Here is a 15731-nt window from a genome sequence, read left to right on the forward strand (position 1 = left end):
CGGTAAACCCTTGTTACTCATGGGGCGTCCTATGGTCAGGGAGGCCCAACATGCGCGTCCTAGACGGTCTCACCACGTCCGATCTCGGCCAGCTCCAGCTTGAGCTGGTCCTGATCCTGGCGTTGCACGAAGAGGCGGAGCGACTGGCCGCCGAGTGAACAGGCTCCAGCTCCCCGGCCGCCCCGGGGAGCTGGAGCAGGGGGCTCAGTACCGCATGCTGCCGGCGAGCTGGCCCCGGATGGCACCGTCCGGGAACTTCTTGTTGTGGACGTTGGCGTAGTAGAGATGCGGCCACTTCACGATGCCGCGCAGCTCACTCCTGGTGAGAGTGGTCATGGCGTTCTTGGCGTTCTGGTGCTTGACCGCCTTGATGCAGCCGCGCGCGAATCCCTTCGTCGGGGCCTTCAGCGCCACGACGATCGGACCCTTGACGCCCTTCTTGCCCTTGTGGATGTGGGCCATGGTCGCGGGCCTGATCTTGTGCGCGGTGATGAAGTAGCACAGCCGCCAGCCACGCACCTGGTAGCCGAACGTGCCGAAGCCGTTCGGGTCGCCGGGGCCGGGGACTTCCTGCCTGCCGTTCATCTTGACGCGGTGCACGTCACTGGCAGTGGTCGCGTTCGCCGGGCCGGGAAGGGCGACGATCGCGGTGAGGGTGGCAGCGGTTGCGAGGGTTGCGGCTGCCAAGCGTCTACGCATGGGATGATTCCTCTCCCATCGGACTTCAGGACACCCTTTCGCACGGTTGCCCGTCTTGACCGGTTCGGCGGGGTAAGGGGAAAGGCGCCCTGAGGTAAGAGGGCATTGTCCATGCGGCGTAGGATGCCGGGCCATGCTGCGTTGTGCCGTACTCGACGACTATCAGGGGGTGGCGCTCGGCCTGGCCGACTGGTCCAGGGTGCGGGCGACCAGCTTCCGCGAGCGCTTCGCCGATCAGGACTCCCTGGTGGCGGCCCTGCTCGACTACGAGATCGTGGTCGTCATGCGGGAGCGCACGCCGTTCACCGCCTCCTTGCTCGCGCGGCTGCCCAACCTCCGGCTGCTCATCACCTCGGGGATGCGCAACGCCGCCATCGACCTGGACGCCGCGCGTTCGCGCGGCGTCACGGTGTGCGGCACGGGCAGCGGCTCGACGCCGCCGGTGGAGCTGACGTGGGCGCTGATCCTCGGCCTGACCCGCCACCTGCTCCCCGAGGCGAACACCCTGCGCTCGGGCGGGCCTTGGCAGAGCACCCTCGGCACCGACCTGTACGGCCGCACGCTCGGGCTACTCGGGCTTGGCAAGATCGGATCCCGGGTGGCGGGGGTCGGGCGGGCGTTCGGGATGGACGTGGTGGCGTGGAGCGAGAACCTGACTCGGGAACGGGCCGCGGGCGTGGGCGTGCGACTGGCTCCTTCCAAGGATGCGCTGCTGGCTGGGTCTGATGTTGTTTCTGTGCATCTCGTGTTGAGTGACAGGACGCGGGGGTTGATCGGGGAGCGGGAGCTGTCGTTGATGCGGCCCAGCTCTTACCTCGTCAACACCTCGCGGGCCGCGATCGTCGATCAGGAGGCGTTGGTGGCGGCCTTGAAGGCGGATCGGATCGCGGGGGCCGGGCTGGATGTGTTCGAGGTGGAGCCGCTGCCTGCCGATCACGAGTTCCGGACGTTGTCCAATGTGCTGGCTACGCCGCATCTGGGGTATGTGAGCGAGCTCAACTATGGGACGTATTTCCGGGAGGCCGTGGCGGACATCGACGCGTTCCTGGCCGGAACTCCGATCCGCCGCCTGGCGTAGCCGCGTTCATTCCGCCCTGCCCCTCGCGCGGAAGGCCGCCGTCTTGACACGATTCTGGCAGGCCGTGGAGCAGAACCTGCGGGTGCCGTTGCGTGACACGTCCACGTAGACGCGGTCGCAGTGCGGCGCCGTACAGACTCCGAGGCGATCGCTGAACTCGCTGCCCAGCACGATCGCCAGGCCGGTGGCGCAGCTCGCCGCCCAGTCGCCGGCCATGGTCCCGCCGCGGCCATGGAAGTGCAGGTGCCAGGGCTCGCCGTCGTGCCTTTCGAGCATCGGCCTGGCGTTGGTCTCCTCCAGCAGCGTGTTCACCTGCGTGGCCGCGGTGTCGATGTCGGCGGCGGAGACCGCGGCGAAGACCGTTCGCAGGCGGGCGGCGACCTCGATCAACTCGGCGCCCTCCGTCTCGGAGACCTCGCGATGGGCCGGGTAGGCGGCACGCAAGCCCTCGGTCGCGGCCTTCCCGACCTCGCCGGGCGCGGGAAAGGTACGTCCCCGCCGTTCACCTGGGGTCAGCGCGTTGACGAGCGCCACCGCGACCCTGACCACCGTATCCGTGTGACTGTTGTAGTCCAATTGACCGGTTACACCTTCGTGTTCTAGGTTGTGACTGACCAAAGTTTAAACGACAGTCACAAGGAGGCGTTCGTGCTCACTCACGATGCCGCAATGGAGTGGATCGCGCGTTGGGATCGCCAGCAGGAGGGTTACCTTCCCGATCGCGAGGAGCGGTTCACCGCCCTGATCGACGCCGTGGAGGCGCTGGGGCGGCCCGATCCGCTGGTCATCGACCTCGGGTGCGGTCCCGGCTCGCTCTCGGCACGGCTGCTGGAGCGGCTCCCCTCAGCCACGGTGATCTCCGTTGACGCCGATCCGCTGCTGCTCGGGCTCGGGCGGGCGGCCTATCCGCAGCTGACGTTCGTCTCGGCCGACCTGCGTACCAGCGGCTGGACGGGACTGCTCGGACTCGACCGCCCTGCCGACGCCGCGGTCAGCACGACGGCGCTGCACTGGATCTCCGGAGCTGATCTGAAGGGGGTGTACGCGGAGCTGGCGACCGTGCTGCGTCCCGGCGGGGTGTTGCTCAACGGCGATCACCTGGACACCGATGACGCCACGCCCGCTCTCTCGCGGCTCGAGCACGCCGTTCACGAGCGGGAGGCGAAGCGGGCGTTCGGCGCGAACCCGCCGGAGGACTGGCGCACCTGGTGGGACGCGATCGCCGCCGACCCGGCGTTCGCCTCGCTCAACGAAGAGCGCACCACGGCTGGGGCCTCTCATCACGGCTCGGAATCCCACCTTCTGTCGCATCATGTCAAGGCGCTCGCGGAGGCGGGTTTCTCCGAGATCGGGACGCTCTGGCAGCGCGGGAACAACCGCTTGCTGTGCGCGGTACGGGGCTGACCCCGGCCGCGACGCTCTCTTCCGGGATGCTCTTCATGACATTCCTGACTACTTCATGATCTTATGGAGCAGCCCGACCAGCCCCAGAGCCGTCGCGACGCCCGCCGGGACCGAACTCGCCAGGCCGCCGATCGTCAGCCCTCCCAGGATCGCGGCGAGCAGGATGAGCACCCAGCGCTGCGGGATGCGCTCCGGCTCACGGACGGGCTGGGGCTCTTTCGACGGGCGACGCTGTCTTAGTAACCTCATGGCTAGCGGGCTCCTAACTTGGGATATTTGGCGAGATACCGCAAGAGCGGCCTTTCTGACTGCAACAGAAGGGCCGCTCGTTTTGCGGTTCTGAGGATCGCACAAGATCCGGCACCTGGTAAATGCCGCTTTTTCCACTCAAGCAGGGAAACCCGCGCCTCGGGGTGCAGAATTCTTACACGTGGGTATTGGCCTGTATCACATCAACGCACTACACCGATACCGTCGATCTCCCACTTCCTTGCGTTTTCTGCATTTCGTGTTTCATGATCCAGCGCATGATGGAAATCGCAGAGGAGCTGGCGAAAGTGCTCATTCCGGAGCCGATCAAGGGCGAGGACGAGGATCAGGAGGACTATGCGGGGCGGGCGGACAGCGTGAGGAGGGCGCGAAGTGCGCTGGTCGGAGAGCTGACGATGGCGGCCGGGGCGTCACCCACCGAAGATCCGGTCCTGGCGAGGCTGGCGGAACTCGCAACGCAAAGGCGGGAAATTCAACGACAAATACGACTTATCGCGACATATGCGCGCGAATTCGTCCGCCCGGAGCCGTACCGGCTACGAGCCCTGGCCGAGGCCGCAGGGTTGTCGATCTCCAGCATCCGAACGGTGTACGACACGGAAGACAAGATAACTGTCGCCACGCGAATAGGGAGAAAAGACACGAAAGGCACCGTTCGCCCAATCGTCGACGCCCAATGGCAGCGCCTCCCAGCCCGCCGGACGACCGACTGAGACACCGGCAGCCTTGGCCCGTCCGCATTTACCGGCCGAAAGTACCGTCGCGACCCTGCTTTCGGCCGAGGCCGGCGCCAAGCCGCGCTCGCAGGATGAGCCCATGCCATCCGAAGATTCCCAGCCGGTGCCGGATACCGCAGGACCGCGTACCCGGCGCGCTGGCCACCCGCACCCGGCCGACGGTCCGAACGCCCACGCCCGACCGCGTATATCCTCGGCGGCCAGTCGCACACCTGGTCCATGACGACGGTTTACCTGATCGCTGCCGCCATCCTCACCACCCAGTGGTTGTGGTCGACCCTCTGGCTGCGCCGATACCGCCATGGCCCGCTCGAATGGCTCTGGCGCTGGGCCACCTGGGCCCGCCGCCCACCCCTGCTCGACCTCGCCAACCGGCCCAGACCCCGCTGACCGGCCGGCCATAAAAACTACTTGCAGCGCCGGCACCGTACAGAAAAGATTTCTGCATGATCCAGGTGGAGGGGTTAACCAAGGTTTTCCGCCGGCCACGTACCTTCGCCGGACCTTTCGCGGCTTTACGCACGCTGGTCACTCGCCAGCACGAGGAGAAGACCGCAGTCGACGACGTCAGCTTCGAGATCGACGAGGGCGAGGTCATCGGCTACCTCGGGCCGAACGGCGCCGGCAAGTCCACCACCATCAAGATCCTCACTGGCATCCTCACCCCGACGAGCGGCACCGTGGAGGTCAACGGCCTGGTGCCCTGGCGCGACCGCGCGGCCAACGCGCGCAGCGTCGGCGTGGTCTTCGGCCAGCGCAGCCAGTTGTGGTGGGACCTGCCGCTGATCGAGTCCTTACGGCTGGTGGGCTCGCTCTACGACGTTCCGGGTCCGCGCTTCGAGACGTCGCTGAAGAAGCTGCGCGACCTGCTCGGGCTCGACGAGTTTCTCGACACTCCGGTGCGCCAGCTCAGCCTGGGCCAGCGCATGCGCGGTGACCTGGCCGCGGCCGTGCTGTACGAACCGCCGCTGCTCTACCTCGATGAGCCGACCGTCGGGCTCGACGTGCTGGCCAAGGAGGCGGTGCGCGAGTTCATCGTGGAGACCAACCGCGTCGGGCGCACCACCGTCATCCTGACAACGCACGATCTTGCCGACGTCGAAGCCCTCTGCAAGCGGATCATCCTCATCGACCACGGCAAGGTCCTGTTCGACGGTGCGATCGACGCGCTGGTCGACCAGCCCCGGCGGCTGGTGGTCCTGCTGGAGTCCGAGCCGGAGGAGGTACGCGGGGTGTCGCGGGACGCCGAGGGGCGCTACGTCTTCGACATCCACGACGATCTGCCTGGGGTGATCGCCTCGATCGCCGCCGAACACACCATCCGCGACCTGTCGATCGAGGAACCGGACCTGGAGAGCGTGATCAAGGGCATCTACACCCGATGACCCGCATCGGCTTCCGCCTCGCCCTGGCCTACCGCAGCAACATCATCATGACCTGCGTGACGCTGATCGCCCAGGTCTTCCTGCTGCGCATGATCTGGACCTCGGTGTACGGCTCGCGCCCCGCGGCCGCCGGGCTCTCACTGGACGCCCTGCTGGCCTATCTCACCCTGGCCAACCTGCAGGCCTTCGCCACCCAGACCACCGTCTCCCACATCATGCACCACCGCATCCGCACCGGCATGGTCTTCTTCGACCTGGCCCGGCCGGTCGGCTACCTCAGGCAGATGGCCGCCTTCCAGGTCGGCAACACCTGGGGCGGACTGCTGCTGCTCGCCCCGGTCATCCCGGTGGTCCTGCTGGTCGGCTCGATCACCGCGCCGGTCAACGGCCTGGGCTACCTGATCACGCTGGCGCTCGGGTACGTGATCGCCGTACAGCTGGCGTTGCTGATCAGCCTGATCGGCTTCTGGATGATGGAGACCGGGGCGATCTCGCTGTTCTACCGGCTGGTCAGCCAGTTCTTCGCCGGGACGATGGTGCCGCTCGCGTTCTTTCCCGGCTTCCTGGGCGTACTGGCCGAGGCCCTGCCCTTCAAGTACATGGGCTACGTGCCCGCGGCGATCTACGTCGGCCACATCTCCGATATTTCAGGACCCGTCCTGGTCGAGGTCGCCTGGATCGCGGGGTTGTCGGGCTTGCTCGCGCTGACCTGGTCCCGGGCTCACCGAAGGGTGGAGATCCAGGGTGGCTGAGGTCCTCCGTTCCCTGCGCCTGTACCTCCTGCTCCAGCGCGCCTCCGCCCGCGGCGCCATGCAGTACCGCCTGAACACCGTCATCGGCATCCTCAGCGGCGCGCTCTGGCAGGGCACCGGGTTCGCCTTCATCTGGGTGGTGATGCACACGTTTCCCTCGCTGGCGGGCTGGGGACTCGCGGAGATCGCCTTCCTGTACGGCCTGCGCCTGACCGCCCACGCCCTGGCGATGATCCCCATGATGAGCGTGAACGACATCCAATGGGTCGTACGCAACGGCGAGTTCGACCGCTTCCTGCTACGCCCGCTCAACCCCCTCGTCCAGCTCATGGGCAACAGAATGGGCATCGCCCAGTTCGGCGACCTACTCGTGGGCGCGGTGCTGCTCGCCGTCGCCGGCCAGAACGCGCAGGTCCAGTGGAACGCCTGGCTGATCGCCTTCTGCTTCGTGGCGATCGTCGGCGGCGCCCTCATCGAGGCCGCCTTCTTCCTCGCACTCTGCTCACTGTCGCTGCGCATGCTCGACACGTTCGCCCTGCGCGTCTTCGTCGACGACATCTTCAGCAGGTTCGGCTCCTACCCGATGAAGATCTTCGGCGGTGTGACCGAGTGGCTGCTCACCTTCGTGCTGCCGGTCGCCTTCGTGGCCTACGTGCCTGCAAGCGTCGTCCTGGGCAAGCTCGACAACCCCTGGGCGCTGGCCGGCCCGCTGGTGGGGGTGGTCCTGGTCGCGCTGGCGTACCTCATCTGGCGGCGTCAACTCGACCACTACCAGAGCGTCGGTCACTGAGCTCTGGTCCTGGTGGTTGTCAGCAAGATCCGATGTACTTCGGCACTGTCATTCAGCCGATCAATTGGCGCGCCGAACTGCAGGCACAACCTCCTCGGGTTTTCCCTCGGCCAGCCGGTCTCGAACTCAGAAGAGACCGTCAACATTCTGACAACTTCTGGCATCCCATGAAGCATGGGATTTCGTACGGCTCTCGCGACACTCCTCCTGACCGCCGCAACACTGATCGGACAGCCTGCGGCGGCTACCACGCCGGCCACGATCGCGTACGCGCAGCGAACACAGACCTGGCAACTGGTGCTGACCAACGGAGACGTGGTGGAGGTGCCGGAGGCGCTCGCCAAGGCACCGGATGATGCGGTCAACGCCGGTGAGCGGGCGCCGTTCCTTGTCAGCGGGGATGGACGACATTTCTTTTACTTCCGGAAATCCGACAGGCTGTTCGTCGAGCGGACCCTGAACGGCAAGGAAAGGGTGGTGTCACGGAACCTCACGGCGTTCGCGATCTACGAGGAGTGGCCGTCGGTGTCGGACGACGGCAGTTACGTGATCACGGAGACCTCGGCGCCGGGGGTGGGGATCTTCGCGGACCTGCGGAAGGGCAAGGTGTTGCCGCCTCCCGGACGGACGGACTCGTGGGGGTTCGTGGGATTCAGCCCGGACGGCAAGCGGCTGCTGCTGGCAGGGGACGGGCCGACGGTGTTCGACCGAGGGCTCCATGCCCGGATGCGGCCGAAGACGCGGCTGTTGCCGACGGCGCTGGCGAATGACTACGTCACGGCGGCGATGCCGGTCGGCACGTGGCGCAAGTTCCGCAAGCTGCGCCTGCTCAACCTGCGTACCGGCCGCGCGAGCGGCACGGTGACCGTGCGGTTGCCGCGCGGGCAGTACATCGACGACCTCGACTTCGACCAGGCGGGACGCGTGATCGTCCGATCGAAGACCAAGACGGGGGTGGCCATCTACCGGGTCTCGAAGGCGACCGGCAAGGCGACGCTGCTACGGACGATTGCCCGGCCTGATGCGGAGGTTTGGGTGCTCCCGGGGGACAGTACGTACGAGGTGTGGACGGAAAGGAAAACCAAGGCGCCTCAAGAATGAGGTGAGCGCGGCCTCCGGCCAGCTGGCACCCGGACCGAAGTTCAAGGAGCCTGATGGGGGCCACCGCGTGATCATTCGGATTTTGTGAAGACTTCCGAAGATCGCACAGCAAAGATGTCCGCAAGATCTCGATATCGTCCTGACAAACAGAAAGCCCCTGACGGCATTACACCTGTTCAGAGGCTTCGTGTTGCAGAGCCGACGAGGCGAATCGAACCCCTGACCGTTCGGGTGGCTCCCAATGTGGCTCCCAATGTGGCTCCCAGAAATCGCCACGCGACCTCGGCTTACTTGTGCACTCCCACCCACCTCGGCCACTAGCCTGGCGTGTTCGCACCCGACCGTGATGGTCCTCAGTTCGGCTGGAAGACTGCGCGATATGAGCGAGGTCCTTCGGCACGTCCCCTCCCCGTTTCCCGATGGCAAGTTCCCGCCCGGCCTCGGGGCCGTCGTACAGAGAACGGTGATCTCCGGCGAGTTGCCCGCGCTCATCGTGATTCACGACGATGAGAACGACTGGCTAATTGGCGATGACGTCACCGACGCCAGCGATCCGGATGCTTCGGCAATCTGCCACGTGGCACGTATCGTCGATCTCGATCCGAGCGTGGCCGAAAGCGCGTCTCTCCCGTGTGGATATGCCGCGTGAGGGTCACTGGCGCCAAGGTGTGGGCGAAGCTTCACCGAATACAGCAATGAGCCGGGAGAACGTGTTAGCACCTCGGTTAGCAAGAGCCCCCTCGTGATCTCCGCGAGGGGGCTCTGAGCTACGAGCCGACGAGGGGAATCGAACCCCTGACCTTCTGTTTACAAGACAGATGCTCTGCCGATTGAGCTACGTCGGCACGGCCTACCAGTGTAGACGCTAGGGACGCCTGTGACGAGCGACTTCATACAGCGCCACCCCAGCCGCCACCCCCGCATTGAGCGACTCCGCGGCCGCCTGCATCGGGATGCGCGTCACCACGTCACAATGCTCGCGAACCAGCCGCGAAAGCCCCTTGCCCTCCGAGCCCACAACGACCACCAACGGTTCGGTCAGCAAATCGACGTCGCCGATGTCCGTTTCGCCGGCGCCGTCGAGGCCGATCACGAACAGCCCCGCCTCCCGGTATTCCCGCAGCGCCGCCGTCAGGTTGGCCGCGCGTGCCACGCGTAGGTTGGCCAGGGTGCCTGCGGACGTCTTCCACGCCCCTCCCGTGACGCCGGCCGAGCGGCGGGATGGAATGAGCAGGCCGTGGGCGCCGAAGGCGGTGGCGGAGCGGGCGATGGCGCCGAGGTTGCGGGGGTCGGTGACCGAGTCCAGGGCCACGATCAGGGGGATCTCGGCGGCGTCCTGCGCGAGCTCCACCAGCTCCGACGGGTGTGCGTAGTCATAGGCCGGGATCTGGAGGGCTATGCCCTGGTGGACGGCGCCCTCCGTCAGGCGGTCGAGCTTGTCGCGGGTGACCTCGAGCAGGGCGATGCCGCGCTCCGCCGCGATCTTGATGGAATCACGTACGCGGTCGTCGTTCTCGAGACGCTGGGCGATGTAGAGCGCGTTGGAAGGCACTCCCGCCTGCAGTGCCTCGAGCACGGGATTGCGACCGCCGATGTATTCGGGAGCGTCCTCGGAACGTCGCTGCCGCACCGACGCGGTACGCCGCCCGCCCCCACGCTCCTCACGAGCCACGCGTTCGGCACGAGCCTTGTCCTTGTACCAATGGCGCATTTCGGCAGGCGGGGTCGAACCCTTGCCCTCCAGCGACCGGCGACCCTGCCCCCCGGTGCCTTTGGACGGGCCCTTCTTCTTCGCGGGCCTGCCCGAAGCCCTACCCCCTGCTGCCATGTCATCAAGGGTACTCGGGCCGTCAGGCACCTCAGCCCACCACAGAACCGGACCGCCGGCGGACTAGCGGCTCAGCTCCCACCGAGCCCCATGCGGCGTGTCCTCCACGGTGATCCCCGCAGCCGCCAGCTGGTTCCTGATCGCGTCCGCGGCCGCGTAGTCCTTACGCTCCCGAGCCGCCTTCCGCTGCTCCAACGCCACCGCCACCAGCGCATCCACCACCGGCGCCAGATCCGACCCGGCCCCCCGCCACTGCGGAGACCGCGGATCGAGCCCCAGCACGTCCAGCATGTTCTGCGTCTCGGCCAGCAGCCGCGCCACAGCCTCTTTATCCCCCTTGGCCAGCGCCACGTTCCCTTCGCGCACCACCTCATGCACCACAGCCAGTGCCTGAGGCGTGCCGAGGTCGTCGTCGAGCGCGTCCGCGAACGCCTGCGGCAGCGGCGCGTCGGCGTCCACGTCGTGGATGACCTCGGCGGCGCGCGTCACGAAGCCCTCGATCCGCTGGTAGGCGGCCGCCGCCTCCAGCAGCGCCTCCTCCGAGTAGTCGATCGAGGAGCGGTAATGCGGAGCCGCCAGGTAGTAGCGCAGCTCCACCGGTCGTACCTTCTGCACCATCTCGGGAATCAGCAGAGAATTCCCGAGCGACTTGCTCATCTTCTCCGCGCCGATCTTGAGCATGCCGTTGTGCATCCAGTAGCGCGCGAACCCGTCCCCGGCCGCCTGCGACTGGGCGATCTCGTTTTCGTGGTGCGGGAAGATCAGGTCGATCCCGCCGCCGTGGATGTCGAACGTCGGGCCGAGATATTTGGTCGCCATCGCCGAGCACTCGAGGTGCCAGCCGGGACGCCCGGGCCCCCAGGGGGTCGGCCAGGTCGGCTCGCCCGGCTTCTCCCCCTTCCACAGGGCGAAGTCGCGCGGATCGCGCTTGCAGGACTCGTCGTCGGTGTCGGCCGCGGGCCGCATGTTCTCCAGCTTCTGGTTGGAGAGCGTGCCGTAGCGGTCGGCGTAGGACTGAACGTCGAAGTAGACGTCCCCGCCGGAGGCGTAGGCGTGCCCGAGCGAGATCAGCCGCGCCATCAGCGTGATCATCTCGGGTACGTGCCCCGTGGCCCGCGGCTCGACGGTCGGCGGCAGGCAGCCCAGCGTGTCGTACGCCCACGTGAAGGCCCGCTGGTTGCGCTCGGCCACGACGAACCAGGGCACGCTCTCCTCGGCCGAGACCCTGATGATCTTGTCGTCGATGTCCGTGACATTGCGGCAGAACGTCACGTCATATCCGGAACGCGCCATCCAGCGCCTGAGCACGTCGAAGTTCACGCCTGAGCGGATGTGTCCGATATGCGGAGGAGCCTGCACAGTTGCCCCACACAGGTAAATCGACGCCCGGCCGGCTTCGACCGGAACGAATTCACGGATGGCGCGCGTACTGGTGTCGTAGATGTGCAGGCTCACGAAGGCAAGGCTAACGCCTCAGAGCCATAGTCACGCCGATAAATCCCGCCGTCACATCGATAAATCAGCTGCGCAACGTGACCCTCTCCGGCGAGATCCGGACAATGAGTCGTTCGACGCCCGGCTTCTCCTCCCATGCCCGCCCGCGATACTTCTGCGAGAGCTCCTCGATGAGCGCCCCGGTGGGGTCGTCGGTCATGGTCACCCGCCCGCGCACCTCCACATACCGGTACGGATCGTCCGGGTCGATGACCAGCAGGCTCGCCCGCGGGTCGAGTTCGAAGTTCCGTGGCTTCCTGCGCCCCTTGACGGTCGAGAACAGCACGTCGTCGCCGTCCGTACGCACCCACACGACCGTCGACTGCGGCCCGCCGTCGGCGTTGATACTTGTTACCGTTGCGAAGTTCGGCGCGTCCAGGAGTTTGCGGACATCCTCGGACAGTTCAGCCATGTCTCTCCCTTGATCGGTCTTGATCCCCATTCTTCTGTAGGCTCGAACCGCCATGGATGTGACTCCCCCCTCTACGCTCCGCCGCCTGGGCATCGCCCTGGCCGGGCTCGCGGTCGCCGCCCTGACTGGGGCCGCGTGCGCGCTCTCCTTCGACGACCTGCGCGCGCTGGCCATCACCGGCGAGGCCAGGCAGGACCTCGCCTTCCTCTATCCGGCGGCCTTCGACGCGCTCCTGGTGGTCGCGCTGATCGGCGTGCTGCTGCTGCGCCCGGCCAGGCTCCTGGTACGCGCGCAAGCGGCGTTCGTGCTGGTCGTGCTCATCCTGGCGGCCGCGGCGGCGAACGTGGCGACAGCGGTGCGGTTCGGCTTCGACGTGCGCCAGACGGCCGTGGGCGTGGCCCTGGCACCCTGGGTCATGCTCGCCCTGGCGTTGTGGCTCTGGCTGCTGCTGATCAAGCACGTACAGGCGCACAGAGGCGCAGATCACCGCGAGGAGGAGGTCACGGTCGAGCAGGACATCGTGCCGTTCCACCGCGCCCATCCAGCGGAAACGCCACTCGCCGTCCCCACCTCGGACACGCCGCCGGTTTCAGCGCGAGTAACCGAATGGCCCGCCGCCCCAGCAGAAGACCCAAAACCAGAGCCAAAGCCAGAACCAGAGCCGGTACGCGAGCCGTACCAAGAGCCCGAACCCCAGCCAGAGCCAGAGCCCCAGCCAGCGCCGGAGCCCGAACCCGAACCCGAAACGCGCCCCGTCCGCTGGGGTGACCGGATCAAACCGGCCGACGTCCTCGTCCACCCGCGCACAGACGACACGGACGCCGACACCCAGCCCCACCCGGTCATCGAGGAAGACAGCCCCGATCCCCAGCACGGCCCGGAGGCCGCCGACACGGAGGAGCTCCGGCAGGCGGACGAGTTAACGGACACGGCCCCCCACCCCGTGATCGAAGACGACACCCCCGCCCCCTCAGGACGCCTCCGCAGCACCCCACGGCCCCCAGAGGACTGAAAAGGCCCGCCCAGGAGATCACTCCCGGGCGGGCCCGACTATTCCCGCCTAACCGCTGGTGCCGCGCCTCAGTCCGGCGACCAGGCCGACGCCGACAACCGCCAGCACCACCTGCATCACCAGCTCGATCCAGTCGATGCCAGGCGTCGTCGCCACGCCGAGCACCTGCGCGAGCAGCGTGCCCAGCAGGGCGGCCACGATGCCGACGACGATGGTGAGGATCCACCCGATGGCCTGCCTGCCGGGAAGCAGCAGGCGACCGATTGCGCCAATCACGGCGCCAATCACGATGGCGCCAAGGATGGACTGGATTGTCATGACACGAAACCTCCCCGTGAGGGTGAGCGGTTCACTCTCACGGGGAGGTGGCTACCCGATCTACGGCGATTATTCGCCGGTGTAACGAACGAGCAGGTCAGGTCTGTGTTCTGCCGGCACGACCGGTACGTCCCGCGCCAATCCGCGTCACGAGGAGCACGCCGATGACCGCCAGCACGAGCTGGAGGATGTGCTCGATCCAGTCGATGCCTCGGGTGTCGGCCCAGCCGAACGCCTGTGCGATCAGCGTGCCGAGCAGGGCGGCCACGATGCCGACGATGACGGTCAGGCCGGTGGACATGTTCTGCTTGCCAGGCACCAGCAGCCGGGCCAGCGCACCGATGATGGCACCGATGACTATCGCGGATACTATCGCGCCAATCATGTCTAGCTCCCCCCGAGACCGTTGGCATGTCTTGGGAAGACCTACCCGGAGAACAGGCAAACTATCCGTTGGAAAGCGGCGGTCCGTACCGCGCCAGTGACGAACCGCCGCCCCCAAACTCGGCGGGCTAGGCGACGACCCGCCGGGACACCCTCACGCATCCCAACGTAGGACGCCCTGCGGTCGCGAAAGGTTGACCACCAGCGCGGTCGCGAACGCCGCGATGCCCTCTCCGCGCCCGGTCAGCCCGAGCCCGTCGGTGGTGGTGGCGCTGACGCTCACAGGCGCGCCCACGGCGGCGCTGAGCGCCTTCTCAGCCTCGGTACGGCGCGGCGCCAGCTTGGGCCGGTTGCCGATCACCTGGATGGCCACGTTGCCGATCTCGTAGCCGGCGGCCCGCACCTGGCGGGCGGTCTCCTCCAGCAGCGCGGCACCCGAGGCGCCCGCCCAACGCGGGTCCGCGGTGCCGAACAGCCGGCCCAGATCACCCAGACCGGCCGCGGACAACAACGCGTCACAGGCCGCGTGCGCGGCGGCGTCGCCGTCGGAATGGCCTTCGAGCCCGGTCTCGCCCGGCCAGTGCAGGCCGGCGAGATTGAGCTCGCGACCTGAGGCAGCCGAAGCGAACGGGTGGACGTCGACTCCGACGCCCACCCGTGGAAGATTCGTGTTCAGGAGTTGAGAACCTCGTCGAGCAGGGCCTCGGCCTTGTCCTCATTGGTCTTCTCGGCCAGGGCCAACTCGCTGACCAGGATCTGGCGCGCCTTGGCGAGCATGCGCTTCTCACCCGCGGACAGACCGCGCTCGCGATCCCTCCGCCACAGGTCCCGAACCACCTCGGCGACCTTGTTCACATCGCCGGACGCGAGCTTCTCCAGATTGGCCTTGTAGCGACGAGACCAGTTGGTGGGCTCTTCCGTGTGCGGCATCCGCAGGACATCGAAAACCCGCTCAAGGCCTTCCTGGCCGACAACATCGCGCACACCGACGAGTTCTGCGTTTTCGGCTGGCACCTGGACGGTAAGGTCGCCCTTGTCGACCTTGAGCACCAGGTAGGTCTTTTCCTCACCCTTGATGGATCGCTTCGTGATTGCTTCGATCCGAGCAGCCCCATGGTGGGGGTAGACGACCGTGTCGCCGACCTGGAAAGTCATGTGACAAGTACCCCTTCCGCTGTACTCCAGGGTACCACGCATCCACAGCCTCCCGGAACAGTGAAATCCTCATAACTGCAGGTCAAAGCCGCATATTGGGGCTTGACAAGCGCTCAACTCTATGAATCGCGTATGTGGACATACCGAATGACCTGCGGGGGTGCGGATATGACCATGCATTGAGGTCGATATGGTGGGCGCTGCACTCACGCATGAGCGATACATGCGCGAGAGCCCGCCCATCACGCATGCGCAGGGCCCATTCAAGATCCCTCGTAGCGCATGCGCGAGACCCCGCGCAAAACCAAGGAGACCCCGCCCGTGACCAGCCGTCGCTGGATTGTCGTAGCCGCCGCGTTCTTGGCAGCCCCCGCGATCGCGGGCTGCGGGGCCGGATTCGACGCCACCACCAACAAGCCATACGCCCCGAACGAGGCACAGGCACTCATCGAGCAGGGCGCCTACGGCAGCAAGAGTGGCATTCAGATCCCGCAGGCGTTCATCCTCGGCCCTGACTCCGGAGGACAACTCGCCTGGCGCGGCTCCGCCCCGATCTACCTGAACATCCTCAACACCGGCGGCGCCCCCGACACCCTGCAGGCGGTCTCCGCGGGGAACATGGGCACGGTGAAGGTCACAGCCCCGATCCAGCTCCCGAGCAACCAGCTCGTGAACACCGGCAAGCCCGCCCCGCAGATCATGCTCGAAGGGATCCCCAAGAGCCTCAGAGGCGGCGAGAGCATCAAACTGGACCTCCAGTTCGCCAACGCGGGGATCGTGTCCATGAACGTCCCTGTGGTCACGCGCAGCCGCGAGTTCAAGGGCTATCCCCCAGCCCCGAACGCCGTCCCGGCCCCCACACCCACGCCGACGCCGTCCGCTCCCGCGGAAGAGGCTCACTGACCAAACCCC

21 protein-coding genes and 1 tRNA gene are annotated in these 15731 nt (G+C 66.7%); 11 read left to right on the forward strand and 11 right to left on the reverse strand.

Translation table 11 applies throughout. The features are described from left to right. Window positions 1-204: 204 nt before the first annotated feature. On the reverse strand, window positions 205-699 hold the full coding sequence (locus ACFLIM_RS38325) for a CHRD domain-containing protein (protein ID WP_393173469.1): 495 nt from the start codon (window positions 697-699) through the stop codon (window positions 205-207). Window positions 700-832: 133 nt separating this feature from the next. Here ACFLIM_RS38325 and ACFLIM_RS38330 point away from each other — a divergent pair, with 133 nt between their 5' ends. Then, window positions 833-1777, forward strand: a complete 945-nt coding sequence (locus tag ACFLIM_RS38330) for a D-2-hydroxyacid dehydrogenase family protein (RefSeq protein ID WP_393173471.1) — start codon at window positions 833-835, stop codon at window positions 1775-1777. A gap of 6 nt (window positions 1778-1783) precedes the next feature. On the opposite strand, the gene ACFLIM_RS38335 is transcribed toward ACFLIM_RS38330, so the two are convergent. Beyond that, window positions 1784-2353, reverse strand: coding sequence for a CGNR zinc finger domain-containing protein (locus ACFLIM_RS38335; RefSeq protein ID WP_393173473.1), 570 nt, complete (start codon window positions 2351-2353; stop codon window positions 1784-1786). A gap of 72 nt (window positions 2354-2425) precedes the next feature. Between ACFLIM_RS38335 and ACFLIM_RS38340 the strand changes: the two genes are divergently transcribed. Next, window positions 2426-3181, forward strand: coding sequence for a class I SAM-dependent methyltransferase (locus ACFLIM_RS38340; RefSeq protein WP_393173475.1), 756 nt, complete (start codon window positions 2426-2428; stop codon window positions 3179-3181). A 48-nt stretch (window positions 3182-3229) separates the two neighbouring features. On the opposite strand, the gene ACFLIM_RS38345 is transcribed toward ACFLIM_RS38340, so the two are convergent. Further along, window positions 3230-3430, reverse strand: a complete 201-nt coding sequence (locus tag ACFLIM_RS38345; RefSeq protein ID WP_393173477.1) for a hypothetical protein — start codon at window positions 3428-3430, stop codon at window positions 3230-3232. Window positions 3431-3708: 278 nt separating this feature from the next. Between ACFLIM_RS38345 and ACFLIM_RS38350 the strand changes: the two genes are divergently transcribed. The 7 genes from ACFLIM_RS38350 (at window position 3709) to ACFLIM_RS38380 (ending at window position 8865) form a co-directional block, all read left to right on the forward strand. Continuing rightward, window positions 3709-4164 (forward strand): hypothetical protein, encoded by a 456-nt coding sequence (locus ACFLIM_RS38350; protein WP_393173479.1) that lies wholly within the window; start codon window positions 3709-3711, stop codon window positions 4162-4164. 213 nt (window positions 4165-4377) lie between these two features. Beyond that, on the forward strand, window positions 4378-4578 hold the full coding sequence (locus tag ACFLIM_RS38355; RefSeq protein WP_393173617.1) for a DUF418 domain-containing protein: 201 nt from the start codon (window positions 4378-4380) through the stop codon (window positions 4576-4578). Between the two features lie 56 nt (window positions 4579-4634). Further along, window positions 4635-5573, forward strand: coding sequence for an ABC transporter ATP-binding protein (locus ACFLIM_RS38360; protein ID WP_393173481.1), 939 nt, complete (start codon window positions 4635-4637; stop codon window positions 5571-5573). Then, window positions 5570-6325, forward strand: coding sequence for an ABC transporter permease (locus tag ACFLIM_RS38365; RefSeq protein ID WP_393173483.1), 756 nt, complete (start codon window positions 5570-5572; stop codon window positions 6323-6325). Before ACFLIM_RS38360 ends, ACFLIM_RS38365 begins: the two co-directional genes overlap by 4 nt. Beyond that, window positions 6318-7115: an ABC transporter permease gene (locus ACFLIM_RS38370; protein WP_393173485.1), complete on the forward strand. Its 798-nt coding sequence runs from the start codon at window positions 6318-6320 to the stop codon at window positions 7113-7115. The genes ACFLIM_RS38365 and ACFLIM_RS38370 overlap by 8 nt, the downstream gene beginning before the upstream one ends. 174 nt (window positions 7116-7289) lie before the next feature. Further along, a complete protein-coding gene (locus ACFLIM_RS38375; RefSeq protein WP_393173487.1) occupies window positions 7290-8216 on the forward strand; it encodes a hypothetical protein in 927 nt (308 codons plus the stop codon). 379 nt (window positions 8217-8595) lie between these two features. Next, window positions 8596-8865 (forward strand): hypothetical protein, encoded by a 270-nt coding sequence (locus ACFLIM_RS38380; RefSeq protein WP_393173489.1) that lies wholly within the window; start codon window positions 8596-8598, stop codon window positions 8863-8865. Between the two features lie 123 nt (window positions 8866-8988). Here the strand turns inward: ACFLIM_RS38380 and ACFLIM_RS38385 are convergent. The 4 genes from ACFLIM_RS38385 to ACFLIM_RS38400 form a co-directional block, all read right to left on the reverse strand. Continuing rightward, window positions 8989-9061, reverse strand: a tRNA-Thr gene (locus tag ACFLIM_RS38385). A 20-nt stretch (window positions 9062-9081) separates the two neighbouring features. Next, window positions 9082-10044, reverse strand: a complete 963-nt coding sequence (rlmB, locus tag ACFLIM_RS38390) for a 23S rRNA (guanosine(2251)-2'-O)-methyltransferase RlmB (RefSeq protein ID WP_393173491.1) — start codon at window positions 10042-10044, stop codon at window positions 9082-9084. Window positions 10045-10107: 63 nt separating this feature from the next. After that, complete coding sequence (cysS, locus tag ACFLIM_RS38395; protein ID WP_393173493.1) at window positions 10108-11499, reverse strand: cysteine--tRNA ligase; 1392 nt, start codon at window positions 11497-11499, stop codon at window positions 10108-10110. 64 nt (window positions 11500-11563) lie between these two features. Further along, complete coding sequence (locus ACFLIM_RS38400) at window positions 11564-11950, reverse strand: PPOX class F420-dependent oxidoreductase (protein ID WP_393173495.1); 387 nt, start codon at window positions 11948-11950, stop codon at window positions 11564-11566. Between the two features lie 52 nt (window positions 11951-12002). Between ACFLIM_RS38400 and ACFLIM_RS38405 the strand changes: the two genes are divergently transcribed. Then, window positions 12003-12962: a DUF2637 domain-containing protein gene (locus ACFLIM_RS38405; protein ID WP_393173497.1), complete on the forward strand. Its 960-nt coding sequence runs from the start codon at window positions 12003-12005 to the stop codon at window positions 12960-12962. A 48-nt stretch (window positions 12963-13010) separates the two neighbouring features. Here ACFLIM_RS38405 and ACFLIM_RS38410 read toward each other — a convergent pair whose 3' ends face one another. The 4 genes from ACFLIM_RS38410 to ACFLIM_RS38425 all read right to left on the reverse strand — a co-directional run bounded on the left by ACFLIM_RS38410 (window position 13011) and on the right by ACFLIM_RS38425 (window position 14819). Next, complete coding sequence (locus ACFLIM_RS38410) at window positions 13011-13280, reverse strand: GlsB/YeaQ/YmgE family stress response membrane protein (RefSeq protein ID WP_393173499.1); 270 nt, start codon at window positions 13278-13280, stop codon at window positions 13011-13013. 97 nt (window positions 13281-13377) lie between these two features. Next, the gene (locus tag ACFLIM_RS38415) at window positions 13378-13665 is read right to left on the reverse strand and encodes a GlsB/YeaQ/YmgE family stress response membrane protein (RefSeq protein WP_393173501.1); all 288 of its coding nucleotides are present in this window, start codon (window positions 13663-13665) and stop codon (window positions 13378-13380) included. A gap of 153 nt (window positions 13666-13818) precedes the next feature. Continuing rightward, on the reverse strand, window positions 13819-14319 hold the full coding sequence (gene ispF, locus ACFLIM_RS38420; protein WP_393173503.1) for a 2-C-methyl-D-erythritol 2,4-cyclodiphosphate synthase: 501 nt from the start codon (window positions 14317-14319) through the stop codon (window positions 13819-13821). A gap of 17 nt (window positions 14320-14336) precedes the next feature. After that, a complete protein-coding gene (locus ACFLIM_RS38425; RefSeq protein ID WP_043624891.1) occupies window positions 14337-14819 on the reverse strand; it encodes a CarD family transcriptional regulator in 483 nt (160 codons plus the stop codon). Window positions 14820-15140: 321 nt separating this feature from the next. On the opposite strand from ACFLIM_RS38425, the gene ACFLIM_RS38430 reads away from it, so the two are divergent. Beyond that, window positions 15141-15722, forward strand: coding sequence for a copper chaperone PCu(A)C (locus ACFLIM_RS38430; RefSeq protein ID WP_393173505.1), 582 nt, complete (start codon window positions 15141-15143; stop codon window positions 15720-15722). The last annotated feature ends 9 nt before the right edge of the window (window positions 15723-15731 follow it).

It is taken from the genome of Nonomuraea marmarensis (genome assembly GCF_043197025.1).
GTDB classification, from domain to species: Bacteria; Actinomycetota; Actinomycetes; order Streptosporangiales; family Streptosporangiaceae; genus Nonomuraea; species Nonomuraea marmarensis.

Excerpts from the sequence above, each read along its gene's own strand:
- ACFLIM_RS38325 (WP_393173469.1), bottom strand. The coding sequence starts at position 699 with ATGCGTAGACGCTTGGCAGCCGCAACCCTCGCAACCGCTGCCACCCTC.
- ACFLIM_RS38330 (WP_393173471.1), top strand. The coding sequence starts at position 833 with ATGCTGCGTTGTGCCGTACTCGACGACTATCAGGGGGTGGCGCTCGGC.
- ACFLIM_RS38345 (WP_393173477.1), bottom strand. The coding sequence starts at position 3,430 with ATGAGGTTACTAAGACAGCGTCGCCCGTCGAAAGAGCCCCAGCCCGTC.
- ACFLIM_RS38350 (WP_393173479.1), top strand. The coding sequence starts at position 3,709 with ATGATGGAAATCGCAGAGGAGCTGGCGAAAGTGCTCATTCCGGAGCCG.
- ACFLIM_RS38360 (WP_393173481.1), top strand. The coding sequence starts at position 4,635 with ATGATCCAGGTGGAGGGGTTAACCAAGGTTTTCCGCCGGCCACGTACC.
- ACFLIM_RS38365 (WP_393173483.1), top strand. The coding sequence starts at position 5,570 with ATGACCCGCATCGGCTTCCGCCTCGCCCTGGCCTACCGCAGCAACATC.
- ACFLIM_RS38375 (WP_393173487.1), top strand. The coding sequence starts at position 7,290 with ATGGGATTTCGTACGGCTCTCGCGACACTCCTCCTGACCGCCGCAACA.
- ACFLIM_RS38380 (WP_393173489.1), top strand. The coding sequence starts at position 8,596 with ATGAGCGAGGTCCTTCGGCACGTCCCCTCCCCGTTTCCCGATGGCAAG.
- rlmB (WP_393173491.1), bottom strand. The coding sequence starts at position 10,044 with ATGGCAGCAGGGGGTAGGGCTTCGGGCAGGCCCGCGAAGAAGAAGGGC.
- ACFLIM_RS38400 (WP_393173495.1), bottom strand. The coding sequence starts at position 11,950 with ATGGCTGAACTGTCCGAGGATGTCCGCAAACTCCTGGACGCGCCGAAC.
- ACFLIM_RS38405 (WP_393173497.1), top strand. The coding sequence starts at position 12,003 with ATGGATGTGACTCCCCCCTCTACGCTCCGCCGCCTGGGCATCGCCCTG.
- ACFLIM_RS38410 (WP_393173499.1), bottom strand. The coding sequence starts at position 13,280 with ATGACAATCCAGTCCATCCTTGGCGCCATCGTGATTGGCGCCGTGATT.
- ACFLIM_RS38415 (WP_393173501.1), bottom strand. The coding sequence starts at position 13,665 with ATGATTGGCGCGATAGTATCCGCGATAGTCATCGGTGCCATCATCGGT.
- ACFLIM_RS38425 (WP_043624891.1), bottom strand. The coding sequence starts at position 14,819 with ATGACTTTCCAGGTCGGCGACACGGTCGTCTACCCCCACCATGGGGCT.